Origin of the sequence: Pseudomonas sp. PDM27, from assembly GCF_019219205.1 — a bacterium.
Taxonomy (GTDB): domain Bacteria; phylum Pseudomonadota; class Gammaproteobacteria; order Pseudomonadales; family Pseudomonadaceae; genus Aquipseudomonas; species Aquipseudomonas laurylsulfatiphila.
This window is the reverse complement of sequence record NZ_JAHUWF010000001.1, coordinates 821,330-846,300: the sequence shown is the minus strand read 5'-3', so window position 1 is coordinate 846,300 and position 24,971 is coordinate 821,330. Positions and strand designations below refer to the sequence as shown.

Genomic DNA, 24,971 nt, shown 5'->3' with positions numbered 1-24,971 from the left:
GGAGTGATTCCTGCGCGCGGCGAAATGCCGACACGGCCAAGCACAAGCGGGGCGGTCATGAGGCGATCCAGCTGAGGGCGAACAGGGTTTGCCCGGGCAGCTCGAAGCTCACGCGACCGTCCCGGCAGTTGAAGGGCGCGTCGCGGCTGCGATTGTCGGCACCGAAGTAACGCAGGGCGCCCTTGCCCAGCGGGCAGGCCACACCGTTGAGGTCGACACGCTGCAAACGCGTGCCCTTGTTCACCCCCAGCAGCGTGCGGTTGAGGTCGTCGGCCATGGCCAGCGCATCGACTTCGAAGGCATCGTTGTCCAGGCGCACCACCTGGTGCAGCCAGTGTTGCCGGATGAACTGCTGGGCCAGGCCGACGGGTTTGAGTTCGAAATGATCATCGCCGAGCACCCGCAGCATGCCCTTGGGGTACTCGGGTTCGTCCGCGGCCTGGAACCAGCCGAGCATGTCGAGCAGGCCGTCCTGGGACGCGTTGATCACCACCGAAGCCCACCACAGCGAGGCGTAGTGGGTTTCCTGATCGTAAGGGCTGAGGCTGGCACCGCTGGACATGTTGGTCTGGTCGAGCAACAAGGCCTTGCGCGGCCGACCCTGGGCGTCGAGCCCCACCAGTTCGGCGGCACGGCGCACGCTGTCGCGGTAGACGCGGGTCGCGAGCAGGTCGCGGATCATCCATTCGTGCCAGGCCAGGGCGTCAATCTGCTCGCCGTTGTCCTTGAGCAAGCGCCGGGCCCAATCGATGCCACGCCGCTCGCTGGCGTGGTCGGACAACGGCCCGTTGATAAAACGCGAGCTGGCCGGAATGGCGATGCGCACGCCGGCCCTGGCGTTGTCGGGGTTGCCGCGAACCTGCCGGGCCATGCTGTTGAACTGGGTCTGGAAACTGGCGTAGTCCGGGTAATTGAGGTTCGGCTCGTCGGCAAAACCGATGTAGTGCGTGCCCTTGCCGCCCAGGGCACGGGTCGCGGCCAGCCAGGCCTCGAGGCCGCCATGGCTGGTGCTGTCGGCGCGCAGTTCGGCTTGGCGCTGGCTGCCGGCCAACAGGGTGATGTCCTGGGTGATGCCGAACCGCTCCTGGTACAGGCGACGGAACGCGTCTTCGTAGTTCGGCCGCGTGGCCATGATGTCGACGAGGCTGTAGTAAGTCGCCGCCTGCGGTTTTAGCGCATCGAGCACGGCAAAGCTGGCGGGCGGTGGCATCACGTAGGGCAGGGCGATGCCCAGGTTCGGCGTGTTGCCGAGCAGCTCCTTGTGCAGGGTCAACCGGGTCCGGCCATTGTCCTCGCGCAGCGGCTTGAGCTGTTGCGGATTCTGTGCGAACAGATTGGCCGTGCCATCGAGCCAGAACGCCGCCTTGCCGCTGCCTTGCAGGCGCAGGCGCCAGACCTGGTCGCTGTCGGCGACCGGCAGTTCGGCCTTGTCGAATTGCCAATAGGCGCGGTAGGGCTTGAGGGTCAACGTCAGTTGCTTGCCGTCGCCCACGCGCTGGGCTTGCAGGGCTTGGACGCCATCGTGGAACTTGCCGGCGAGGACGGCGTGTTCGCCGGCCGCGACCTTGAAATACAGCTCGTCGCCGTCACGGGTTTCCGCGCTGAAATGCACCTTGGCCGGAGCGAACAGCGCCACCGTGCGCTCATCGTGTTCCACGCGGTAGCGGCGGAAGCTGTAGCCCGGAATCTCCAGGCGATAACTGCTGGCACCCGGTGCCAGTGGCCAGCGCTGGCTGCCCTGGGTCTCGGCGGCGGCAATCGCTCGTTCGCCCGCAAGCTTGCCCTGGCCATCGAGCAGATACAGATGTTCTTCGTTGGCCCCGGCCTGCCACGCCGCCACCCATTGCACGCTCAGGGTGTCGGGGCGATCCGTTTGCAGGTACAGGCTGCCGTCGCGGATATCGGCCCAGCGCATCGGCCCGGCGTAGACGTCGACGCTCAGGCCAAGGCTCACCAGCAGCGCGAAATACTTCATGCCGACTTCCGTTGCAGCACCAGCAGCATCGGCGCGATATCGCTGGGCAGGATGATCAGGGTTTGCCAGAGCGGCACCTGGCTCAGGCGGCAATACATCACCAGCAGGGCGACCGTCACCGCCAGGTAGGCGATGGACGAGGCCGCCGCCGCACCGACGATGCCGTAGGCCGGGATCAGCACCAGGTTCAGCGCCAGGTTGAGCAGGGCACCGAGGCCCATCAACAACGAAATCGAACCCGGGCGATTCTTGCCCAGCAAGTCCAGGCGCAGGATGCTCGCGTAGCACAGCCCGAGCAGGCCCGGCAGCAGGGCGAGCAATGCCGGATAGGCCGGTTGGTAGGCCACGCCGAACAGCGTGACGATCAGCCATTCACCGATCAGCGCCATGCTCAGGCAGGCGCCGAGCATCACCGTGGCCGTCAGGCGCAAGGCCAGCGGCGTGACTTTGTCGATGCCGTCTTCCTGTTGCAGCAGGCGTTTCATCAGCGGCGTGGTCACCGCTTCCGGGACGATCAACAGCAACTCGGCGGCGGCGCTGGCCATGGCGTAGTGACCCAGCGCGGTGCTGCCGAGCAGGGCGCCGATGAACAGGTAGTCGGAGCGCAGGATCACTTGCTGGAACAGCAGGTCCGGATGGCTGCGGGCGCTGTAGCGCAGCAGTTCGTTCTGGCTGGCGCGGTCCCATTGCAGGGTCAGTGGCTGGTTGCGCTTGAGCCACACCCAACCGACCAGCACCACCAGGCTGATGCCCGCCAGCCAACTGATCAGCGCCGCTTCCAGCGCCGCGCTTTGCCACATCCAGAACAAGGCGAGGAACAGCAACAGCGGCACCAGCGACTCGATCAGGCGCAAGGCATTGAAGGCGACTACGCCGCCCGAGGCGTTGTGCAAGGTCAGCAAACCGCTTTTGAGCACCGTCAGCGGCACCGCCAGCAGCAACAGCCAGGCGAGCAGGCCCAATTGCGTGGTGATGTCCAGTTCACTGCCGAACTCGCGGGTCAGCGCCACCACCAGCAGGGTCAGCAACGCCGCCAGCAGGCAACCGAACACCAGCACCTGGCTGAGCAGCAATCCCATCGGTCGCTGCTTGGCCGCCTGATAACCCACCGCGGAGTTCAAGCCGCCGCTGGTGGCCGCGCTGATCAGGTCGGGCAGGGTGCTGAGCAAGGCAAACAGGCCGCGTTCGCTGGGGCCGAGAATCCGCGCCAGCAGCACGTTGCGCAGCAAGCGCAAGGCGATCATCGCCAGTTTGGTGCCCATGCTCAGGGCCAGATGCTTGAGGTAGTGGCTGCGGCTCATGGACGTGCCCCACGGTAGATGCGCCAGGACAGCAACTCGGGATTGCACGCGGTACGCTGGCTGACGCCGAAGCGCGGCAGGGCCAGCGGATCTTCGGTCCCTCGATAAATGCCGGTGCCGGTGCCCAGGGCAAACGGGAAGTCATGCCTGGCCACCTGTTGGCGCACCCGCGCATCGTTGTCGCCATTGGGGTAGCAATAGACCGGCAGCGGCCGGTTGCAACCGATCAGCAGCGCGTCGCGACTGCGGCGCAGTTCTTCGTCCAGGCGTTGATCGTCGAGACCGGTGAGGATCGCGTGGCTGGCACCGTGGGGGCCGAAGCGCACCAGGCCGGACGCTTCGAGCGTACGCACCTGCTGCCAGTCCAGCGCCTGGGGCAACGACTCCTGCGGGCAGTCGTCGGTCAGGCGATTGAGGTCCGGTGGCGACAGGGTCTTCAGGCTCTGCAGGAAATTCAGCAACGCCAGGCTGCGGCGCTGCTCGTCCGGGTCATCGCACAGTGTCGGCAACGGACGGCCCGCGAGTTGCAAGCGTTCGATCAGGTGCCGGCGTGCCTGTTCGCCATGGCTGTTCCACAGGGTTTCGCCGATGCTTTCCCACCAGAACCGCTGGCGGCTGCCGATGAAATCGGTGGACAGGAAAATGCTCGCCGGCACCTGGTATTCCCGCAGCAACGGGAAGGCATTCACTGCGTTGTCGCGCCAGCCGTCATCGAAGGTCAGCGCCACTTTCGGCCGCTCCGAGCGCGGCGTGCCGGGTTGCAGAATGTCCATCAGCGGCACGCAGTCGAAGTGTTTTTTCAACCACAGCAGCAGGTGTTCAAACGCCTTTGGCCCGACGCACAGTTCATTGCGATGGGGCAGTGCGGCGGCCCGGTCGCTGGCCAGCACCCGGTGCAGCATCAGGATCACCCCGGCGCCGTGCAGTTGATTGCGCCCGACCGGGGAATTGAGGTACAGCCAGCCACTGGTGCGTTTTAACAATTGCTTGATCGCCATGGCACGCATCTCTCATCGATTTTGCTCGGGGTTCCATTGGGCGTAACGCTGACCGCGCAGGAACTGCCACAGGCCAATGCTCATCCCGGCAAGGGTCACCAGAAGGAACGCGGCGAGGCGAAAGGGTTTGGGCAAGCGGTGTTGCGAATCCAGCAGGCCGGCAATGGCTACCGTGTAGCCGAGCAGTTGCGCGATCAGGCTCAGGCGATAGAAGTCGTGGTCTTCCCACAACCAGAAATTGCTCAGCAGCAACGGCAGCAACAGGATCGGCGCCAGTCGCCGGATCAGCTTGTGGCTGATCAGGGCAATCGCATACAGGCCGTGGGTCAGCGGATTGAGCAGCTCGCGGCGCTGGGCCAGGCTTTGCAGGCCACCGACCGTGACCCGCTGACGGCGGCGGAACTGCTTGTCGGCTTCGTCCACGCCCTGGTCGATGACCCGGGCCTGGGGCACATAGACAATCTTTTTGAAGGCCGCCGGTGCGCAGGTGCTGATAAAGAAGTCGTCGTTGACCTCCGCCGGCACGTTCTGGAACAACTCGCGACGCAGGGCGAGCAATGCGCCGTCGGCGGAGACCATGCAGCCGGTGCGATTTTCCACGTAGCGCAGCCAGCCTTCGTAATGCCGATACAGGCTGTCGCCAATGCTCAGGCCCTTGCCGGTCACCGGGATCACCATGTGCCCGGCACAGCCACCGACCTGCGGGTCGTTGAGCGGTGCGAGCAGATGGCCGAGGGTGTCGGTGGACCATTGGTTGTCGGCGTCGGTGAACACCAGGATCGCGCCGCTGCTGATCGCGACCCCGGCATTGAGCGTCGCCGCCTTGCCCTGGCGGGGCAGGTCGAGCACGCTGATGCGCGGGTCATCGACCCTGCGGGCGCAGGCCACGGTGTCGTCGGTCGAACCGTCACTGGCGAGGATGATGTGCAGCGAGCGGGCCTGGTAATCCTGGGCCAGCACGGTGCGCAGTTTTTCCTCGATATGCCGTGCCTCGTTGTGGGCGGCAATCACGATGCTCACGTCCATCGGTTGCGCCGGTCCATGACGCGGTGCCCGATAAAAGGGTGCCAGCAACGTCAGTAACAGGGGGTAGCCGAGGTAGGCGTAGACCGGTAGCAACAGGCACAACCAGAAAATGAATTCAGCCACGGGCGGGCCTCCTGGCATTCCAATGACAAAGGCTGAGGATGAATCCGGCGCCCGCCAGGTGCAGGCGCACCCAGTGCAGGCCCCAGAGTTGCAAGGTCAGGCGCATGTCGTGGTGCTTGGCACTCTGGCGCAGGCTCAGGCCCAGGGCGGGCAGGAGAGTCAGCATCAGCATCAGCACCGCATGGTGGGGGAAGCCGTCGAGCAGGGCGGAAATGGCCAGGAAGTCGATCCCCCAGGCGGCCATCGACAGCAGCGGAAAACGCAGCAGGCGCAGGCTCGGGCCATGGGTGCGCAGCAGTTGCAGATGACTGCCCTGGCGCCACAGTTCCTTGCCCATCCATTCGCGCCAACTGCCTTCGTAGCCCCAGTGCAGCGCCACGCTCTGGTTCACCGAGCGCAGCCTGGCGCCGGCGTCGGCCAGGCGCATGGTCAGTTCCTTGTCCTCGCCGGTGCGCAGTTGTTCATTGAAACCGCCAACCTTGTCGAACCAGCGACGGCGCATCAGCAGGTTGGAACTGGGCAGCCATTGCACGGCATGCAGCGGCTGCGTATCGGGGCGCAAGGTGCGGCGCTGCCAGGCATCGGCGTACCACGGCGCTTCGGCCGGGGTGTGCAGGTCAAGCCCCATGACATCGGCCTGGCCGACGGATTCGAGGTCGAACAGCAGTTCGAACCAGTTCTCCGGCATCTCGATGTCGGCATCGATAAAGGCCAGCCATTCACCACGGGCGATCGCCGCGCCGCGATTGCGCAATGCGCCGATGAGCAGGCCGGGCAGGACCAGCACCTGGGCGCCGAACTGCCGGGCGATGTGCGGGCCCTGGTCGTCGGAGCCGTTGTCGACCACGATCAACTCGCATTCCACCCTGGCCGCATCGGCGGCATGTTGTGCCGCAAACAGGGTCCGGGCGATGTGCCGGGCTTCGTTGTACATCGGGATGACGATACTGATGCGGGTCATGCCTTGGCCTCCGTCAACGGGGCGTCTTCGGCCTTGGTGCGCAGCACGCTGGTCAACGCGAGCATGATCCACAGGTATTTGTGGTTCGGCGCGCTGAGGAACATCAGGAACAAGGTCAATGACAGAAAACTCATGCTCAGGTGGGTCATCACATCGGCTCGCGCTGCGTCCCCGCGCAACAGCCAGGCCCTTCGGGCGCGAAGCAGGTTGTACAACCCCAGGGCCAGCATGCCGACGAACATCAGGCCGGCGGGAATCCCCAGTTCACTGAAGATTTCCAGGTAGGTGTTGTGGGCGCGCCGGTACAGGTCTTGGGTCTCGCCCTTGATGGAAAAGGCCTTGGCGTAACCGGTGGTGGCGTAATGCAGCGGGAAGGTGCCGGGGCCGGTGCCGAGCAAGGGGTTCTCGGCAATCATCGAGCTGCCGACCACAATGTAGGAGGCGCGACGGCCCAGGGACGGGTCCTGGCTCTTGGCCCCGGAACTGAGGATGCTCAGCGACTGGATGCGCTCCACGTAACCGGCCGGCATCGCATAGAACCCCAGCGGAATCACAATCGCCAGGCCGAGCATGGCAAAGCCCAGGTGACGCGGACGAATGCGTGGCAACTGTGCACGGTAATGCCACGCACCGATCAACAGGCTGAGGAACAACACCACCAGCCCGGAACGGGAATCGGTCTTGGTCATGCCGCCCAGCAACAGGAGGGTGCAGCCCCCCCAGAACAACCGGTGCAACAGGTTCGGGCTGCGCACCACCAGCAACAGCGCCATGGGCACGGCGAAGGCGATCAGCAGGGCAAAGTTGTTCGGGTCCTTGAGCAGTCCGGAGGCGCGGCCCGCGTCCTGGTATTTGGTGGAGAACATGGCCATGGCGCAGGTCACCGCGACACTGATGGCGACCAGCCGGGCGAACATGTCGAGGTTCAACTCACGCGCCACCAGCAGGGTGATGACAAACAGAATCAGGCCGACGCTCAATTCGCGCAGGTGGCCCAGGGAGATGCCCATGTCGTCGGTGTTCAACAGGCTCAGCAGGTACAGCAGCATGAAACCGACCAGCAAGTGCCAGATATTGCTGCGCAGGCGATCGGCCGGCAGTTGCCGAATCGCCAGTTGCAGCATCAGGATCAGCGCCAGCGAAGCTCCGAGGAACTTGGAGCCCGATAACGCGTTGTCCTTGAACAGCCCCTCGAACGGCAGGATGGCGACAATGCCCAGCAGGCCCCAGGCCGGTTTGCGGTACAGCACCGCGACACCCACCAGGCCCAGCACCGCGCCCGGCGCCAGGTACGGATAGGGGCTGGCCAGCAGACCGAGGCAGACCAGGCCGAGCAAACTGACGATCGAGAGTGGAAAAATCACGCGCGTGCCTCCCGTGCAGTGCGGATGTAAAGCTGCGACCAGCGTTCGGCCAGGGCCTTGAGGTCGTAGCGATCCCGTTGCGTACGTTTTGCGTTTTCGATCAACTCGCCGGCCAGTGCCGGGTCTCGCACCAGCGTGCCGATCTGGCGGGCGAGGGCGGCGCTGTCGGTGGGCGCGGCGAGCAGGCCGTTGTGGCGGTCCTGCACGACATCGGGAATCCCGCCGACGCCAAAGGCCACCACCGGCACGCCGGCCTGCATCGCTTCGAGCAGAATCATCGGCGTGCCTTCGGTGCGCGAGCTGATCACCAGCGCATCGAGTTGCCGCCACCAGGCGCGCATGTCGGTCTGGTAACCCGGCAACGTGATGCGTGCCTGCATGCCGGCCTCGTCGATGCGCGCCTGCAGGCTTTCCCGCTCCGGCCCGTCGCCGAGCATCACCGCATCCAGTTGCGGATACTGCTGACACAACGGGATCAGCGCATCGAGAAACAGGTCAGGGCCTTTTTCACTGCTCAGGCGCCCGACGTAACCGGCCAGCCAGCGTTGACGTGCGCCACTGTGCGGCAGCAGGTCGTTGGCCGCCGGCAGGCCGTTGGGGATCACCTGCAACTTGTCCGTGCGCACGTTGGCCTGGCGATGCAGCACCGCAATGCTTTCGGCGACACACACCACCCGGTCCACCGAAGCCGTGCGGCACAGTTGCAGGCTCAGCCAGGTGTAGAACTTCTGCTTGCGGCTGCGCGGGGTGAAGCCGTGCTGGGTGATCACCAGGGGCAGGCGCAACAGCGTGGCGCCGACCCAGCCGAACAGCAGGCCCTTGAAGTTGTGCGTATTGATCAGTGGCCGCCGGTTCCGACGCTGGCGCAAATGCCCCAGCAACGCGCCCAGGCCCGCGCAGCCCAGGCAATCGACACCGGCCTGGCGAAAACGCGCGATCAGCTCTGGCGGCGCATCGAGAAACAGCACCTGGTGCTGCCCCGGCGTCGCCAGGCAATGGTCCAGCAGCATCCGCTCGGCCCCATAGAAGCCGCCGCTGCTGAGCAAATGAATGATCGGCAGGTCGCGGGGGGTGCCGAGCGCCGCGTTCAATTGCGCACCCAATGCACGAGGGCCGGAACGCTCCAGTTCTTGTGCGGATTGTTTGGCAGGACGCTTTGATCGTTGAGCACCAGCAGCACCGGCAAGCCCAGTTCATGGCTGATTTGCGCAGGGTGCTTGAAGCGGTGGTCGAAGAACTCACGCACGTAGACCAGGGCAATCGCCAGCAGCAGACCGGTGAACAGCCCGAACGGAATGATCAGCAGCGGTTTGGGGAACGCCGCCTCAGTCGGTTCGAACGGCGGGCTGAGCACCCGGGCGTTGGACAGGTCGTTGTCCAGCGCACGCGCGGTGCTGCTTTCGGCGAAGCGCTGGGCATAGGTGGAGAACGCCGCATGCAGCGCATCGATCTCGGTGTCCATCTGCCGCAGCTTGCTCTGGGTTTCCTGCAACTGGTGGATGCGGTTCTTGAACTCGGCAATGCGCGCGGTTTTCTGGTCGATGATCGAGCTGACCGTCGCCAGGTCGCTGGTGCGCTCCTGGATCCGGTTGCTGACAATCTTCAGGAACTGCCCACGGGTGCGGGTGATTTGCTCACGTGCCAGCAGCATCGGTTCACTGCTGGGCTGGAAGATCGCCAGGTCGCTCATGTAGCGGCTGACCAGGGTCGTCAGTTGCTCACCCAGCTGCTTGATCTCGCGGTCTTCGAACGCGACGTTGTCGACCGTGGTGGTGAAGGTGTAGGGGAAGGTGTAGTCGTTGAACCGGGCGTTGTTGGCGCTGGCCAGGTTGGTTTTCAGGTATTCGAGCCAGCGCTGGCTTTGCAGCAACCGGTCCTGATACAGGTTCAGCGCTTGCTCCTCGGTGTTGATCGCGTTGAGGCGGAAGGTGATTTCTTCCTTGGGATCGGACGAGCCGATCTTTTCGAGCAAGGCCAGGCGGTTGGCTTCCAGGCCATCGAGACGCACCTGGTACTGCAATTTCTTGGTTTCGTAGAAGCTCTGCGGCAGGTCGATCGATTGCATTTCCTGGCGGTTGACCAGGTAGTTCTGCAGCAGGGCGGCGACGAAGCGGGTGCCCTGGGCCGGGTCAGGGAAGCTGTAGACGATCGAGATCACGTTGGAGCCTGGCAAGGTTTCAACCTTGAGGGCGTCGGACGCTTCCTGCGTGAGGACATCGAGCGCAGTGTCGCGTACCGGATCGGTCTGCAGCCCCAGCATGTTGCGAAGCGGGTTGATCACCTGCTCGCGAACGGGATTGCTGACATACCGTTTGAACGGCTGCACCAGCAGTTTGTTGAAGACGCTCACGGGCGGTGTGTACTCACCCTTTTCGCGCAACTGGTCGATGGTCTGGCGAATCAAGGCCGGCGAACGCAGGATATTGCTCTCGGTCTCCATGTCCGCCAGCGACGGCGGAATGAAGGACGCGTTCTCCTGGTTGAGGGTGCTGGTGGCATCCCCCTGGGAGAGCTTCTTGGACTGCACGATCACCTGGGCGGTGATATCGAAGCTCTGCTTGAGCATCAGCGGCAAGACCACGGCGATCACTGCAAAGATCAGGAATACTCGTTTCACCAATTGCTTGTTGGCGAAGAAGATCCTGAAGAACTCATGCAGGTAGTTTTCCTTTGGATTCATGGCGGTCACCTGTGAGTTAGTCGTTGCTGTCTTTGTTGTCGACGCGATAGCTGAAGCTCATGCCCACGCCCTGGAACAACACCACGTCCGCCAGTTGCCGGGCGAGTTCGCCGGCGCTGGCCAGTTTGGTCTTGGGCACGTACAGCATGTCGTCCGCCTGCAGGTAGGCGATCTGCGAGGCATCGCCGGACAAGGCTTTCTCCACGTCATAACGATGCGCGACCACCTGGTTGCCGTTGCGCCGCATGATCATCACCGAGTCCAGGCGCGCCTTGACGTTGGAGCCGCGTGCCATGGTCAGGGCCTCAAGCACCGATACCGGGCGGCGGATCGGGTAGGAGCCCGGCTGGCCGACTTCACCCAGCACAAAGATCTCGTTGCCGGCGGTGGACTTGAGCAGCACGTCCACGGTCATGCGGCCCGGCAAGGTGGCGTAGCGTTTATTGAGGTAGGCCTCCAGCTGGTTGACGGTCATGCCTTGCAGCGGCACGGAGCCGATTTCCGGGAAGCTGGCGTAGCCGTCGGTGCCCACGGTGATTTCCCGGCTCATGCCGGTGCCGGGGTGGTTGAGCACGGACTTGAGGTTCTGCTCATTGGTCAGCGGGCTCACCAGGTTCACCGACAGCTGATTGCGGTTGGGCTGGAACAGCTGTTTGCGGTCGTAGGCGCGCTGAATCGCTTCGCGTGCCTGATCGCGGGTCAGCCCCTCGATTTTCACCGAGGTGTTGGCCCCAGGCAGTTCGATGGTGCCGTCGGGCAGCACCAACTGGTTGCCGTTGAGCTGGCTGGCGGCGGTGAAGTTCAGCGAGATCATGTCCCCGGACTGCACGCGATAGGCGTCGGAACCACTGGTGCTGATGTGGAAAATCACGTCCAGTACATCCTGTGGCCGCAAGGTCTGCTCGACCTTGGGCACGTCGGTGGCCTGGGCATTGGCCGGCGGGGCCGTGAGGATCTGCACCGGCATGCTTTGGGACTGGTCGGAGGAAGTGCTGGAGCAACCTGCAAGCGGCAGCAACAGCAGGACAAGCATCTTGGCGTTCATGGCGTCATCCTTTCTGGTGGCTCACAGGTTTTTGTACAGCCACTTGGGCATGTAGTACTTGCGTCGGTTGAACACGCTGCCGACCAGTTTCGCGCCAGCCTGGCTCAGGCGCTGGGCCGCGGCCTGGGCCACTTCCCAGCGGGTGTCTTCAGAGCGAACGACCATGACCACGCCGTCCGCCTGGGTGCTGATGGCCAGGGTGTCGGAATCCGAATACACGGCATCGCCGTCGATCACCACGAAGCGGTATTGACTGCCGAGTTGATCGAGCAGCGGGCCCAGGCGTTCCGGTGTGAGGTGTTCGTTGCCCCGGGGGTGGCGGCCGAACGGCAGTACGTGGAACGGCAGGCTGGACACGTCCACCACACAGTCCTGCAACAAGGGCGGGTTCTGGGTGTTGAACAGCAAGTCGTGAAACCCCCGTTCCCGGGTCAGCCCCAACTGTTGCGTGAGGTTGGTCGCCGACTGGCTGGCGTCCACCAGCAGCACCAGGCCGCTGCTCATCTGCGCCAGTTGGCTGGCCAGCGCCAGGGCGCTGGTGGTGGTGCCCGCGCCGGGGTTGGCGGCGGTCAGGAACAGGATCCGCAGGTCCTGGTCCAGCACGGTCGATGTCAGGTTGGACTCGCTCGGGCTGGCAATGCTGAGGCTTTTAGCAGTTGAACCGTCCATTTAACTCGCTCCGTGGCCGCTGAATACTTTGAAAGGGGTTTTCAACAGAATCTTCAAATCAAGCAGCAGGCTCTGTTGGGCGATGTAACGCAGATCCAGCTCGACACGCTGGTCGAAATCGATATTGCTGCGCCCGGAGATCTGCCACAGGCCGGTCATGCCGGGGTAGATACTCAGGCGAACGAGGTGATTGTCCTTGTAGCGGTAGGCGTTGAACGAAGTGGGCCTGGGGCCGACAAGACGCATGTCGCCGCTCACTACGTTGAACAGGTTCGGCAGCTCGTCGAGACTGGTGCGCCGCAGAAAGCCGCCGATGCCGGTGATGCGCGGGTCCTTGTCGATCTTGAAATCGATGGCGTCGGCGCCGTGCTTGTTCAGGTGCCGCAGGGACTCCTTGAGCTCCTCGGCGTTGATGACCATGGTGCGGAACTTGTACATGCCGAACAGGCGGCCGCGGTAACCGGTGCGCTTTTGCACGAACATCACCGGCCCCGGGCTGGTGCACTTGATGGCCAGCGCCAGGCCCAGCAGCACCGGCGCAATCAGCACCAGGATCAGCAGCGCACCGCAGCTGGCCAACACGCGGTTGGTGCGCGACAGGGTCCAGGGTCGGCCACCGTCGCGACCGGTAATCCAGCCACGTCCCTGCATGTGAATGGCGGCGTCCATGCGCATGCGGTGCTCGGGGTCCATGCGCTTGTCTCTGCGCATTGCATCCAGGGGCACACTTTTCTCATGACCAGTCATAATTCCTCCGCAAAGTTCAGCCGCGTGCGGCGTGGGCGATAGGCAGTTAGTTAGTGCTAAACAGATTATTGTTTAGTTAATTGTTTTTTATCGCTTTGTTACTTAGTTAATTGGTATTAGTCAGTTAATTACTTATTTGATTAGTGTTAAATGTTTAATTACTTGGTTAGTAGTAAGCGCGGAACCAGGCAACGAAGCGCCCAAGTCCCTCATCCAGCTCGATGCGCGGCTGGAAATCGGTCGCGTGTGCCAGGTCGCTGGCATCGGCGCAGGTGTTGAGCACATCGCCGGGTTGCAGCGGCAGCAGCTCGACCCGGGCTTTGTGACCCATGTGTTTTTCCAGCAGCGCCAGATAATCCTTGAGCGCTACCGGGTGCTGGCCGCCGATGTTGAAAATCCGCCAGGGCGCCATGCTCGTGGCCGGGTCCGGGTGTTCGCGGTCCCATTGGTCATTGGCTTGCGGCGGGCACTCGATCAGCCGCGTGATGCTCTCGATGATGTCGTCGATGTAGGTGAAGTCCCGCTGGTGCTCGCCGTAGTTGAACAGCTTCAGTGGCTGCTCTTCGGCGATGGCCCGGGCGAACTGGATCGGCGACATGTCGGGCCGTCCCCAGGGGCCGTATACCGTGAAGAAGCGCAGCCCGGTGCAGGGAATACCGAACAGGTGGCTGTAGCTGTGGGCCATCAACTCGTTGGACTTCTTGGTCGCGGCATACAGCGAGAGCGGATGATCGACACCATCGCGCACCGAGTAGGGTGTGTGCTGGTTGGCGCCATACACCGAGCTGGACGAGGCGTAGATCAAGTGTTTGACCGGGTGGTTGCGGCAGCTTTCGAGGATGTTCAGGAAACCGCTCAAGTTGCTGTCCAGGTACGCCCGGGGATTTTCCAGGGAGTAGCGCACCCCGGCCTGGGCGGCGAGGTGGATCACCACCTCGGGTTTCTCCCTGGCAAACAGCGCCTCTATGGCCGGCGTATCGGCCAGGTCAACCGTTGCGAGCTGGAAAGGGCGTGCCTGCTCCTGCACCCAACGCACACGATCGTGCTTGAGTTGCGGGTCGTAGTAGCTGTTGAAGTTGTCCAGGCCGAACACCTGGTGGCCGTCGCGCAACAGTCGCAGCACGCAATGGGCACCAATGAAGCCGGCCGCTCCGGTGACGAGAATCTTCATGGACGCAAGGCCTCGGGCACGATGTGGCGCAAGCCGATGCCGCTGTAGTGCAGGCCGGCAGCCGCCACCTGTTCCGGGTTGTAGAGGTTGCGCCCGTCGACGATCACCCGGCAGCGCAGTTTGCTCGCCAGCAGGTCGAAGTCGACCACGCGGAAGTTCTTCCACTCGGTGCAGATCACCAGGGCATCGGCGTCTTCGAGTGTGTCATCGCGGGTGGCGCACAGATGCAGGTCGTCGCGGTAGCCGTAGAGGCGCCGGCATTCGGACATGGCTTCCGGGTCGTAGGCCTGCACGCTCGCGCCTTCGGCCCAGAGTGCCTCCATGAGATAACGGCTGGGGGCTTCGCGCATGTCATCGGTGTTGGGTTTGAACGCCAGGCCCCACAAGGCGATGGATTTGCCGGCCAGCCCGCCGGGAAATTGCGCCTTGAGTTTGCTGAACAGGATATGGCGCTGGAGGTCGTTGACCTCGGTCACGCTACGCAGCAGACGCAAAGGCATGCCGCAGTGCTCGGCGGTGTGCAGGAGGGCGCGCAGGTCCTTGGGGAAGCAGGAACCGCCGAAGCCGCAACCGGGGTAGATGAAGTGGTAACCGATGCGCGGGTCCGAACCGATGCCTTTGCGCACCGCTTCGATATCGGCGCCCAGCAACTCGGTGAGGTTGGCCAGTTCGTTCATGAAGCTGATGCGCGTGGCCAGCATCGCGTTCGCCGCGTACTTGGTCAGCTCGGCACTGCGATTGTCCATGAACATCAGTTTTTCGTGGTTGCGGCAGAACGGTGCGTAGAGGTCGCTCATCTGGCCGCGGGCTTCATCGTCGGCGGTACCGACGATGATCCGGTCCGGGCGCATGCAATCGGCCAGGGCACTGCCTTCCTTGAGAAACTCCGGGTTGGACACCACCCGAACCTTCAACGAGCCTTTGCCGCGGCGCTGCAACTCTTCGACCGCGGTGGCACTGACCTGGTCCGCCGTGCCGACCGGCACCGTGGACTTGATGATCAGGGTGCGGTCGGCCTCCATGTAACTGGCAATCTGCCGGGCCACGTTCAGCACATGGCTGAGGTCGGCGGAACCGTCTTCGTCGGCGGGCGTACCGACGGCGATGAAGATCAGGTCGGCATGCTCCACCGCATCGCTGGCCTGGGTGGTGAAGAGCAGGCGACCGGCCTTGATGTTTTCTTCAAGGGTGGCGGAAAGCCCTGGTTCACTGATCGGTGGCACGGCCTGTTGCAGTTGCCGGATCTTGTTCGGGTCGATGTCGACACACAAGACACGATGTCCGACATCGGCCAGTGCCGCTGCTTGTATCAGGCCAACATAGCCCGTACCAAATACGCTCACGTCCATATTGGCGTGCCTCGTAAGACAGTGGAGAGTCGCGAAGTGAAAACTGTAAAAAGGGGTATAGACCAGCCTCGGAAAACCGCGTCAACCATCCGGCATGTTAAAAGGGCAAGACACCCCCAAACTCGGGGGGCCAATTGCCATCAAACGCGCACCACTGTTGGGTTTTCCCCCGATTTCGGGTTTTTGGCGAGAGTCCAAAGAAAGCGATAAACGGTCGTAAGCCGCGAAATACAAGGGTTGTAGCAGCTTGAGTGTGTCAGATTTGAGTCACCGGTTTCTTGACGCTTTTCCCCAAGGTCCGACCGTTCTTGCGCGTATGTGGCGATATGCCAGCGTCAAGAATCGACCGACAATCTATTGGCATGTTGCCTTTCGGGGTCATTGCAAAATTCAATGATCTGACAGGTCGACGGGGGGCTGGCCAATGGCACTTTCATGAGTCGGGCGCACCTTCTACCGGAGCGCCCGGGAGCGGGGGAGGCGGTGTCAATTGACCACGCTGGCACCCCGCCTTGCGTCGGCGGTTTGCGGTTTCGCCTTGGGGTCGTGCAGCAGGGAGAAGCCACGATCGAGCAAGGTGTGGCCGATAACCCGCGAGCCCACTTCGTTCAAGTGTGAGTCGTCCAGGTACAGCAACTGACCCTCGATGATCGGACTGCACACGCCGGCCGGGCATATCACCTGGTTGGGGTCGATGAAGCGTATCTGCGGGAACCTGGCCCGCACGTCCGCCCAATACGGCGCCAGTGTGCTCTGGACGACCGAGCAGTTGCGCCCGGTGCCGAACATCAGCCGGCGAATCGGGCAACTCGCGGCCTTTTCGATGTGCTGGTTGCTCAGGATGACGATCACCTGGCCGCTGTTCTCCACCACCCGCCGCAGGCTCGCTTCGACCAGATCCCTGGCCCGGTCATCCTTGGGCCAGATCGCCGCCAGTACCACGTAGCGATACTTGTTCTGCTCGATCAGGCTGAACACCCGCTCGTTGCGTTTCGCACAATGGGCCGCATACACCGGAGGCATTTCGGCGGTGTAGCCGAGGATTGGCGGGCAAGAGTCCATGGTGTAGTCCATGAGCATGATGTTGTCGGGCCTGGCCAGAATGTCGACCATGCCGGTGAAGTGATTGGCAAACGAGTCGCCGATCATGATGCCGTCCAGCGCCTCCTTGGTTGCGCCCAATCGGCAGTGCTCATTGGGTTCGGTCTGGTACAGCGCATTGGGCACATGGCAGCCGCGGCGGACCTCGGCAGGCTTGTTCAGGGTCATCCCTTCAAGCGCTGAAACGTCGGCGTTGAAGCGTTGTGGAAAACCGTTGAACTGCAGGCTCAGCCCTGCCAGCACAGCCAGCCCCAACGCCGGAAGGGCAAACCGGCGGGTGAACACCCGGGCAAAGTGCAGGCCTGCCCCGGTACGGCGAAACGGCACCTCGACGTACCGCCAGGACAGCCACGACAGCAGGACAGAGGCGGCAATCAGCAGCGCGCCCACGGGCAGGTCGATGGGGATTTCCACGTAGTTCAGGAAGGCAATCAGCGGCCAGTGCCACAAATACAGCGAGTAGGAGATCAGGCCGATAAACACCATGGGCCGGCTGGTGAGCAGGCGTGAGTGGCGTTCACCGCTGCCGGCCAGGATCAGCAAGGCGGCGCCCAGGCAGGGAATCAGGGCGTTGATCCCGGGAAAGGTGGAGTCGGGGTTCAAGGCAAACAGCGAGAAACCGATCAGCAGGTAGCCCGCCAGCGCATAGCCATGGGCCGCCCGTTTGCCGATCACGCGCGGTGAATGGAGGTAGATCGCCAACAGCCCGCCCAGCATCAGTTCGAAAAAACGCGTGGGCAGCAGATAGTAGGCGGCCGTGGCGAAGACCCCCGTCGCGTACTCGGAAACCCCCACCGCCAGCACCACGCCGATGGCCAGCACGGGCAACACGTAACGCGGCGCCAGCCGATACAGCAACACGATGAACAGCGGCCAGATGACGTAGAACTGCTCTTCGATACCCAGCGACCAGGTGTGCAGCAAAGGCGCTTCGCTGGCATCGGCGGCGAAGTAGTTACCGTACTTGACCCAGATGTAGATATTCGAGACGCCCAGCAGCGAGAGCAGGGCGCTGACGTTGAGCCGGACCAGATCGACCGGAGACAGGATGAAGGCCCCGGCGATCACGGTCGCCAGCAGCACCGTCGCCAGCGCCGGCACGATGCGGTTGATGCGCCGCTGATAAAAGCCCTTGAGCGAGAACGCATTGCGCTTGACCTCGGAAAACACCTGGGAAGTGATCAGGAATCCCGAGATGACGAAGAAGATGTCGACGCCCACGTAGCCGCCGGGCAACAGGCTCGCCTTGAGGTGATGCAGCAACACTGCAATCACCGCGACAGCGCGCAGCCCATCTATGTCGGAGCGATACTTGCCTTGAGCCATGCGCCTGCCCATCCCTAAAACCGCAGCCATCCATCGATGTCCGACCCGTGACAATCGCTGTCAGGCTTGCGGACACTCAACCCACCCATCATTTGTAGCTGGAAACCGGGGGTACGCAAAAAACGATGGCATCCGAGGCGCACGAGCGTGGTTTTTTGTGGGAGCGAGCCTGCTCGCGAAGACGGCGGCACATCCAGTATCGATGTGACTGACATACCGCTTTCGCGAGCAGGCTCGCTCCCACAGGGTTCTGCGCTTTACCCGACTACCATCACCACTGCACGAACCCGAGGTATCGCACTGTTTTTTGTGGCTTTTACCGCGTGGGCACGGTCCCCTGTGGGAGCTGGCTTGTCGGGTCGCCGCATCGCAGCGATGGTCGTCAACGATAACGCAGGTGACCTGGATAGACGCGGTCCCCTGTAGGAGCTGGCCTGCCAGCGATGGTCGTTAACGATGACGCGGGTGAACTGGATCAACGCGGTCCCCTGTAGGAGCTGGCCTGCCAGCGATGGTCGTCAACGATAACGCGGGTGAACCGGATCAACGCGGCGCACTGGAGTCCATCGCCAGCAGGCTGGCTCCTACAGTTTCCCGGGAGTGAGTAAAGAACCTTTTTATTGTCCTTGCCGGGCTCGCCAGGCGCCCGGCGCGCACCCCAGCCACCGCAGGCATGCACGATTGAAGCTTTGTACATCGCTGTAGCCCAGGCGGTCGGAAATCTCCACCAGCTCCAGGTCTGTCCCCTGCAAAAAGTCTTGGGCCCGGTAGCGGCGGTACTCGTCGAGCAACTCGGAAAAACTCCAGCCCAACGCCTTCAAGCGTCGGGCTGCGGTGCGCTCGAGCAGATGCTGGGTGCCACACCATTGCTGCCAGTTGGCTTGTGCGAGGTCGACGATCAAGTGGTCGCAGACTTGCTCCAGCAAGGTCGGTTCGCTGTTGCGTCGGGTCTGTTCCAGCAATTCCACCAGTGTCTGCTCCAGTTCATGATTGCCCGGCGTCAACGGGATGACGAACAGCTGTGGATCGAGGCGGATCGAGTGTTGCGCCTGTTGCCACTGCACGGGGGCACGGAAGGCTTGCTCGTGATCCTGCGGGTTGGCGGTGCAGGGTCCGGTCAGCCCGATGCCCAGCACCGGATCGCGCCCGAGGCCGCTGGCGAGGAACTTGCGCCGCAACATGCTGCACAGGCTGATGAGGATGTAATCGGCGGTGGCTGCGCCGGCTTTCACGCTGCCGCGATCGAGCAGACGCAGTTCGACGTTGTCGCCGCCGCGCACGATCTGCGCCTGGAAGTGCCCGTTGAAAAACGGAAAGAAGCGCACGAAATACTGGCAGGCGCTGTCCAGTGAGTCGGCCACGTCGAACAGGTACGTCAGGCCATTGGTGGCGGTGGAAACGAAACGCCGACCGGCCGCCAGGCCGATCAGCGGATCGCCGGTCTGTTCCAGGGCAAACGCCCAGAAGCGCCGCGACATGAACAGCGGAACGCGCATGAATGGCGTGCGCAACTCGAACAGGCTGCGACGAAAAAGGCCTTCGATCTGTTCGCGGTCCACACCACGGGCCAGCAACTCTTCGATGGCCGGCAGCAGGGTCGGCGCGTAGAACGCATTGGGTATGGATTGATCGTGCAGTGGCTGATCGCTTTTTGTCATGTAGGGCTCACAGCTTGTTCCGGAACACTGGTTAGGCTGCCCGACGTTAAGCGATTTGCCGGAGCAAGACCATGCTTGATTTACGCCAGCTCGATTTGAACCTGTTGCTCGCCTTCGATGCGATTTACCAGCAGCGCAGCGTCACCCGTGCCGCCGAGGTGATGTGCCTGTCGCAACCGGCCATGAGCAATGCGTTGCGTCGCCTGCGCGAGTTGTGCGGCGATCCGCTGTTCATCAAAAGTCGCCTGGGCGTGACGCCGACACTGGTCGCCCATCGTCTGGCCGACTACGTGCGTGCGGCGCTCGAGTCATTGCGCGATGGCTTGCGCATGATCCCCGCCGCGCGGCAGAACAATCCGCTGCTGCGCATCAGTTGCCTGGATTGCCTGCAACCGGTGTTGCTCGATGCCTTGCTCGAATCGCCCCATGCCGATTGGCAGGTGCGATATTTCCAGCCCCGGCGCCGTGACGCCTTGCAGGACCTGGCCAGCGGCAAGCTGGATATCCTGATCGACCTCGACCAGCCGCTGGCCGGGCTGGCCGGCCTGCACAAACAGGCATTGCCCGCCGACCATTACGTGTTCGCCTATGGCGCCGCGCTCAAGGCGCCGCCGCGCACCTTGCAGGAATACCTGGAGCAACCGCAGATTCAGGTGTCGAGCCGCCGCGACGGACTCAGCCCGGTGGACCTGCAGCTGGGCTTGAAAGGCCTGCGCCGCCATGTCGCGATGAGCACCCAGAGCACCCTGGCCGCGAAGCTGATCGCCGACCGCCAGCCACTTGGCATCAGCCTGCCAAGCCGGGTCGCCGGTGTGCTGGGCCTGCAACACGTGCCGCTGCCCCTGGACGAACCCGTGGAGTTGAAGCTGGCGCTGTACATCGAGTCCCGCTATCGCTTCGAGCGCAGCCGCGAGGAGGCGATGCATTGCCTGCTGCGCGCCCTCGGTGAGCCCCGGGCATTGCAGGCGCTGGCGCGGCGTGCGTGACACCAAGGCAACGCCGAACCCTGTGGGAGCGAGCTTGCTCGCGATTGGGCCGTGTCAGGCGACATCATTGTTGAATGACACACCGCTATCGCGAGCAAGCTCGCTCCCACAAGGATTGCGGCGTTGCAGGCAAGCCTTAGTTCGATGCCAACAACCGCCGGTCAACCGTCAGCACCGCCTCGACCATCGCCTGTGCCGCCGGTGTCAGGGAGTGCCCCGCGCGGCTGACGATGCCGTAGTGCAATTGCAGGCCGGGGTCGTCCTTGGGCACATCGGCAAACTCCAGCAGGCGGATCAGGCCCTGGTCGGCGAGTTCGGCCAGGGCCTCGATGGTCGCGATGCCCACTGCGTCGGAGCGCATCACCACGCGGCGGATGGCATCGAACTGCGCGCATTCCACGCTTGGGTTGAAGTCCGCCTCGCCCTGCGCGTCGGCGAGGATCTTGCGAATCATCGGTGGTATTCGCGTGCCGACCACCGCGTAGTCGAGCAGGGCGCGCAGGGACAGGTCCTGCTGGTGCGCCAGGGGGTGACCGACACGGCAAAAGAACCGCCCGCGCCGGGGGCGCAACAGCTGCACCTGGTATTGCGGGTCGCCGGTGAAGTACCGCGCGTCGGCCACGAGGAATTCGATCTGCTGTTCACGAAGCCAGACCGCCAGTTGTTCCCAGTCGCCCTGGTGGAAACTGATGCGGATCGCCGGGTGCGCCTGGATGAATTCCGCCAGCGCCTCGGGCACCAGCAACTGTGCCGGATACGGACCACAGCCGAAGTGCAGCTCGCCACCGGTCAGGCCGTTGTATTGCGTCAGTTCGTTGTGCAGGGCCTGGCTGCCGGCGAGCAGGCGCCGGGCATGTTGCAGCACCAGTTCACCCTGGCCCGTCAGGCGGAATTCTCGGCTGCTGCGCTCCACCAGCGCGCAGTCGAGGTCGCGCTCCAGGGTCTGGATGCTGCGGCTGAAGGCCGGTTGGCTGAGGTTGATCGCCTCGGCGGCACGCCCGAAATTGCGGTAATCGGCCAGGGCGACAAGGTGGCGGAGTTGTCGTAGATCCATCATGCGTCTCCTGCATTTGGCGGATACTTTTAATGCATTGGATCGATAACACAGAGGCTGGCATAAGTACACGCCTGTCTTCTCGCCGTAACCTGCCATGACCAGCCAACCGTTCATTTCCAGCGCCTTCACCCGCACCATTCTCAGCCATGCCCGGCAGTCCGGCCTGTGTCAGGACCAACTGCTGCAACGGGCCGGCATCTGTCTTTCGTTGCTCGAAGGGCAGGACCTGCAGGTGCCTGCGCACCTGGTCGAGCGCCTGTGGAACGAATGCGAACGTGCGGGCGCGGGGGCGTCGTTTGGCTGTGAACTGGTCAATGGCATGGCGACCACCACGTTGCGGGGTTTGAACATCCTGCTGGACTCCGCGGCCACCTTGCGCGCGAGCCTGGCGTGCTTCACTGATTTCCTGCCACGGGTGACCAATTATGTGGTGGCGGAACTGGAGGAGGGTGACGGGCAGGCCCGCCTGCACCTGCGCAATGCTGGCCGGCAGGCGCATTTTTTCGGCCTCGATGCGGCGACCCTGACGTTGGTGCGCAACATCGCCCGACGTTTGGGGCGGGCGCCGGCCGAGGTGTTTGTCAGCGTTCGCCTGACCCCGCAGCAGGCGGCCGGGCAGTGGTTGCGTAGCGCGGGTATCGAGGTGCTGGAGGGGGCACATCCGTGTTTGAGCCTGCCAGCGGTTAGCCTGGATGAGCCGTTGTTGGGGGCGAATGCGTTTTTGCATCAGAGCATGTTGCGGCATTGGCAGACTGCGGCGGCGCAACAGAGTCGCAGCGATAGTCTGGAGTTGGCGCGGCATTGGTTGACGGCCGGCGATCAGCCGATTGAGCGGATTGCCGAGCGGTTGGGGTATCGGCAGGCCAGTAATTTTATTCGGGCGTTTCGTAAGCGGTTTGGGGTTACGCCTAAGCAGTTTCGTCTGGGGGTGTAGTTGTTGGGTGTGGTGTACATATCCGTTGCTGCGGTAACGGTGGCTTATGGTTTCGCCCTTACGGCGAGTCACTTTTTTTACAAGCGCCTAAAAAAAGTAACCAAAAAAACGCTCGCCCCGAACGTACGGCCCCCTCGCTGAGGCTCGGGGTTCCTTCGCTGCGGTATTCATCCGGGGGCATTGCCCTCCGGTCGGCTTCGCTTCGACCTACATGCAATGAGTTCGACTGCGTCGAACGGCGCTGCGCGCCCATCCCCGGATGAACACCTCCGCTCAGCCTGCCGAGGGGGCGGGTAGATCAAAAGCTGCAGGCGAGCTAACGCTCGGCCTGTTGAGTGGTGGGGTTGTACGCCGACCCACTGTGGGGGCGAACCTGCTCTTCGGCTAAACGCACGCCCCCTGTAGGAGCTGCCGAAGGCTGCGATCTTTTGATCTTGATCTTCCGCTCTTTCGACATCGTCAAAAATCAAAATCAAAAGATCGCAGCCTTCGGCAGCTCCTACAGGGAAACACGCACGCATCAGAATCAGGCCGGCGGGCTCTGTAGGAGCGAGCTTGCTCGCGAAAAACCTGAGGGCACCGCGGGGTGTCAGGCTCCCCGCATCATCGTTGACCTCCATCGCGAGCAAGCTCGCTCCTACAGGCCGGGCGGTGTTCCGTTTTTCCAGGTACACAGTCAAAAGCAAAGACGAATCAGCGAATAAAGTGAATCTTCCCGCTGTCATCATTGCCCATGTAAATGCCATAAACCCCGGCCTGCCGCTCCTCGATATAACGCTCGAGAATCTGCCGGATCGCCGGATAGTAGATGCTGTCCCAGGGAATCTCCTCAGGCGCGAAGAACTTGTAGTCGAGGGTTTCCGGCCCGTATTGCCCGGTGATCTCCAGCGCGATGGCGCGGAAGATGATGTACACCTCGCTGATCTTGGGCACGCTGAAAATCGAGTAGGGCGAGACGATTTCCGCACGCACGCCACTTTCTTCCCAGACCTCGCGCAAGGCCGCCTGTTCGGTGGTCTCGCCGCTTTCCATGAAGCCTGCGGGCAGGGTCCAGGTGCCGGGGCGCGGCGGGATGGCGCGCTGGCACAGGAGGTACTTGCCGTCCTGCTCGATGATGCAGCCGGCGATGATTTTCGGATTGATGTAGTGGATGTATCCGCAACCGCGGCACATCAGGCGCTCGTGCGTATCGCCCGGCGGCAGCTGCTGACCGAGATCAGCGCTGCCGCACTTGGGGCAAAAGCTCGGGCTGAACATCTCAGCGACCTATGCGCGGTTCTTTCAGCGCGATGGGCAGGGTGATCGCCGGGACGTCGCCGGTTTCTTCCTGCTTGCGCTTGAGGTAGTCCAGGGCCACGGCTGCGGCCGCGCGCACGTGGTCGACGCAAGCCTGGTGGGCGGCCAGCGGGTCACCGCCCTTGATCGCCTCGACCATGCGCTCCATTTCCTGGTTGCTGGCGCCGCGACGGTTTTCCTGGGACACCGAGGTCGCCCGCAGGTAGCTGATGCGTGCCTGCAACTGGCGCAGTTGGGTGGCCGCGACATGGTTGCCCGAGCCTTCGAGCAGCACGTCGTAGAAACCCTGCACCGAATCGATGACCTGTTGCAGTTCGCCGTCCTTGAGCGCCTTGCGGTTTTCTTCGAGGGCTTTTTCCAGGGCCTTGATGTCCTTGGCCTTGGCACGCAGGGTGAACAGTTGCACGATCAGCCCTTCGAGCACGCAGCGCAGCTCGTAGATGTCCACGGCGTCGGCCAGGGTAATGATCGCCACACGCGGGCCCTTGGCATCGGCGAATTCCACCAGGCCTTCGGATTCCAGGTGACGCAAGGCTTCGCGCACGGAAGTACGGCTGACGCCCAGGCGATCGCACAGATCGCGTTCGACCAGACGGTCTCCCGGCAGGAGCTGGAAGTTCATGATGGCGCTTCGCAGTTTATCCAGCACGATTTCGCGCAGGGTGACGGGGTTGCGATTGACCTTGAAGCTGTCGTCGAGTGGCAGGCGTTTCATGGGGTCCGCTCTGATTGTGGCTGTCCATGCAAAAAGAGCACTTCGATTACGGGAATCCCGGTGCTCGGTCGGATCAAACAGCCAAGGGTTAACTGGAGGCCTCGGCATCGGCTTCGGCGAAGGCTTCACGGGCGAGCCGGAAACTGTCTACGGCAGCGGGGACACCGCAATAAATGCCGACCTGAAGCAATATTTCGCGTATTTGCTCACGACTCAGGCCGTTACGCAAGGCGCCGCGCACATGCAGCTTGAGTTCATGGGGCCGGTTGAGGGCCGAGATCATCGCCAGGTTGATCATGCTGCGTTCCTTGAGGGACAACCCCTCACGACCCCAGACATGACCCCAGCAATACTCGGTGACCATCTCCTGCAAGGGGCGGGTGAAGTCGTCGGCGTTCTCGATGGAGCGCTTGACGTAGGCCTCACCCAACACCTGGGTGCGGATCTTCAGGCCTTTTTCGTATTTTTCGTTGCTCATTTGCGTAGCTC

The 24,971-nt window shown here is 63.0% G+C and carries 21 protein-coding genes; 2 read left to right on the top strand and 19 right to left on the bottom strand.

Going from position 1 to position 24,971, the window contains the following annotated elements; translation table 11 throughout:
* Positions 1 to 55 precede the first annotated feature (55 nt).
* The 15 genes from KW838_RS03745 to KW838_RS03675 form a co-directional block, all read right to left on the bottom strand.
* Positions 56 to 1,975 carry a hypothetical protein gene (locus tag KW838_RS03745; protein WP_218500437.1) on the bottom strand — a complete coding sequence of 640 codons (1,920 nt, stop codon included), beginning with the start codon at positions 1,973 to 1,975 and terminating at the stop codon, positions 56 to 58.
* Complete coding sequence (locus KW838_RS03740) at positions 1,972 to 3,276, bottom strand: lipopolysaccharide biosynthesis protein (RefSeq protein WP_218500436.1); 1,305 nt, start codon at positions 3,274 to 3,276, stop codon at positions 1,972 to 1,974. The genes KW838_RS03745 and KW838_RS03740 overlap by 4 nt, the downstream gene beginning before the upstream one ends.
* Positions 3,273 to 4,274 carry a polysaccharide deacetylase family protein gene (locus tag KW838_RS03735; RefSeq protein ID WP_218500435.1) on the bottom strand — a complete coding sequence of 334 codons (1,002 nt, stop codon included), beginning with the start codon at positions 4,272 to 4,274 and terminating at the stop codon, positions 3,273 to 3,275. Before KW838_RS03735 ends, KW838_RS03740 begins: the two co-directional genes overlap by 4 nt.
* Before the next feature lie 12 nt (positions 4,275 to 4,286).
* Positions 4,287 to 5,423 (bottom strand): glycosyltransferase, encoded by a 1,137-nt coding sequence (locus tag KW838_RS03730; RefSeq protein WP_218500434.1) that lies wholly within the window; start codon positions 5,421 to 5,423, stop codon positions 4,287 to 4,289.
* Positions 5,416 to 6,384, bottom strand: coding sequence for a glycosyltransferase family 2 protein (locus tag KW838_RS03725; protein ID WP_218500433.1), 969 nt, complete (start codon positions 6,382 to 6,384; stop codon positions 5,416 to 5,418). Before KW838_RS03725 ends, KW838_RS03730 begins: the two co-directional genes overlap by 8 nt.
* Positions 6,381 to 7,748, bottom strand: a complete 1,368-nt coding sequence (locus KW838_RS03720) for an O-antigen ligase family protein (RefSeq protein WP_218500432.1) — start codon at positions 7,746 to 7,748, stop codon at positions 6,381 to 6,383. The genes KW838_RS03725 and KW838_RS03720 overlap by 4 nt, the downstream gene beginning before the upstream one ends.
* Positions 7,745 to 8,839 (bottom strand): glycosyltransferase family 4 protein, encoded by a 1,095-nt coding sequence (locus KW838_RS03715; RefSeq protein ID WP_218500431.1) that lies wholly within the window; start codon positions 8,837 to 8,839, stop codon positions 7,745 to 7,747. The genes KW838_RS03720 and KW838_RS03715 overlap by 4 nt, the downstream gene beginning before the upstream one ends.
* Positions 8,836 to 10,428: a Wzz/FepE/Etk N-terminal domain-containing protein gene (locus KW838_RS03710; protein ID WP_218500430.1), complete on the bottom strand. Its 1,593-nt coding sequence runs from the start codon at positions 10,426 to 10,428 to the stop codon at positions 8,836 to 8,838. Before KW838_RS03710 ends, KW838_RS03715 begins: the two co-directional genes overlap by 4 nt.
* A gap of 16 nt (positions 10,429 to 10,444) precedes the next feature.
* On the bottom strand, positions 10,445 to 11,473 hold the full coding sequence (locus tag KW838_RS03705; RefSeq protein ID WP_102701412.1) for a polysaccharide biosynthesis/export family protein: 1,029 nt from the start codon (positions 11,471 to 11,473) through the stop codon (positions 10,445 to 10,447).
* Between the two features lie 21 nt (positions 11,474 to 11,494).
* Positions 11,495 to 12,142, bottom strand: coding sequence for a CpsD/CapB family tyrosine-protein kinase (locus KW838_RS03700; protein ID WP_218500429.1), 648 nt, complete (start codon positions 12,140 to 12,142; stop codon positions 11,495 to 11,497).
* Positions 12,143 to 12,889: a sugar transferase gene (locus tag KW838_RS03695; protein WP_102701410.1), complete on the bottom strand. Its 747-nt coding sequence runs from the start codon at positions 12,887 to 12,889 to the stop codon at positions 12,143 to 12,145.
* 166 nt (positions 12,890 to 13,055) lie between these two features.
* Positions 13,056 to 14,060 carry an NAD-dependent epimerase gene (locus KW838_RS03690; RefSeq protein ID WP_218500428.1) on the bottom strand — a complete coding sequence of 335 codons (1,005 nt, stop codon included), beginning with the start codon at positions 14,058 to 14,060 and terminating at the stop codon, positions 13,056 to 13,058.
* Positions 14,057 to 15,409: a UDP-glucose/GDP-mannose dehydrogenase family protein gene (locus KW838_RS03685; protein ID WP_218500427.1), complete on the bottom strand. Its 1,353-nt coding sequence runs from the start codon at positions 15,407 to 15,409 to the stop codon at positions 14,057 to 14,059. Before KW838_RS03685 ends, KW838_RS03690 begins: the two co-directional genes overlap by 4 nt.
* 486 nt (positions 15,410 to 15,895) lie before the next feature.
* Complete coding sequence (locus KW838_RS03680; RefSeq protein ID WP_218500426.1) at positions 15,896 to 17,836, bottom strand: acyltransferase family protein; 1,941 nt, start codon at positions 17,834 to 17,836, stop codon at positions 15,896 to 15,898.
* A gap of 617 nt (positions 17,837 to 18,453) precedes the next feature.
* The gene (locus KW838_RS03675) at positions 18,454 to 19,494 is read right to left on the bottom strand and encodes an AraC family transcriptional regulator (RefSeq protein WP_218500425.1); all 1,041 of its coding nucleotides are present in this window, start codon (positions 19,492 to 19,494) and stop codon (positions 18,454 to 18,456) included.
* A gap of 71 nt (positions 19,495 to 19,565) precedes the next feature.
* Between KW838_RS03675 and KW838_RS03670 the strand changes: the two genes are divergently transcribed.
* Positions 19,566 to 20,480, top strand: coding sequence for a LysR family transcriptional regulator (locus KW838_RS03670; protein WP_218500424.1), 915 nt, complete (start codon positions 19,566 to 19,568; stop codon positions 20,478 to 20,480).
* A gap of 136 nt (positions 20,481 to 20,616) precedes the next feature.
* Here KW838_RS03670 and KW838_RS03665 read toward each other — a convergent pair whose 3' ends face one another.
* Positions 20,617 to 21,537 carry a LysR family transcriptional regulator gene (locus KW838_RS03665; RefSeq protein ID WP_256358706.1) on the bottom strand — a complete coding sequence of 307 codons (921 nt, stop codon included), beginning with the start codon at positions 21,535 to 21,537 and terminating at the stop codon, positions 20,617 to 20,619.
* A 94-nt stretch (positions 21,538 to 21,631) separates the two neighbouring features.
* On the opposite strand from KW838_RS03665, the gene KW838_RS03660 reads away from it, so the two are divergent.
* Positions 21,632 to 22,471: a helix-turn-helix domain-containing protein gene (locus tag KW838_RS03660; RefSeq protein ID WP_218500423.1), complete on the top strand. Its 840-nt coding sequence runs from the start codon at positions 21,632 to 21,634 to the stop codon at positions 22,469 to 22,471.
* 693 nt (positions 22,472 to 23,164) lie between these two features.
* Here the strand turns inward: KW838_RS03660 and KW838_RS03655 are convergent.
* The 3 genes from KW838_RS03655 to KW838_RS03645 form a co-directional block, all read right to left on the bottom strand.
* Complete coding sequence (locus KW838_RS03655; protein WP_218500422.1) at positions 23,165 to 23,728, bottom strand: NUDIX hydrolase; 564 nt, start codon at positions 23,726 to 23,728, stop codon at positions 23,165 to 23,167.
* Position 23,729: 1 nt separating this feature from the next.
* Complete coding sequence (locus KW838_RS03650; protein ID WP_007978695.1) at positions 23,730 to 24,482, bottom strand: GntR family transcriptional regulator; 753 nt, start codon at positions 24,480 to 24,482, stop codon at positions 23,730 to 23,732.
* 88 nt (positions 24,483 to 24,570) lie between these two features.
* On the bottom strand, positions 24,571 to 24,960 hold the full coding sequence (locus KW838_RS03645) for a carboxymuconolactone decarboxylase family protein (RefSeq protein WP_007978697.1): 390 nt from the start codon (positions 24,958 to 24,960) through the stop codon (positions 24,571 to 24,573).
* Positions 24,961 to 24,971: the final 11 nt, after the last annotated feature.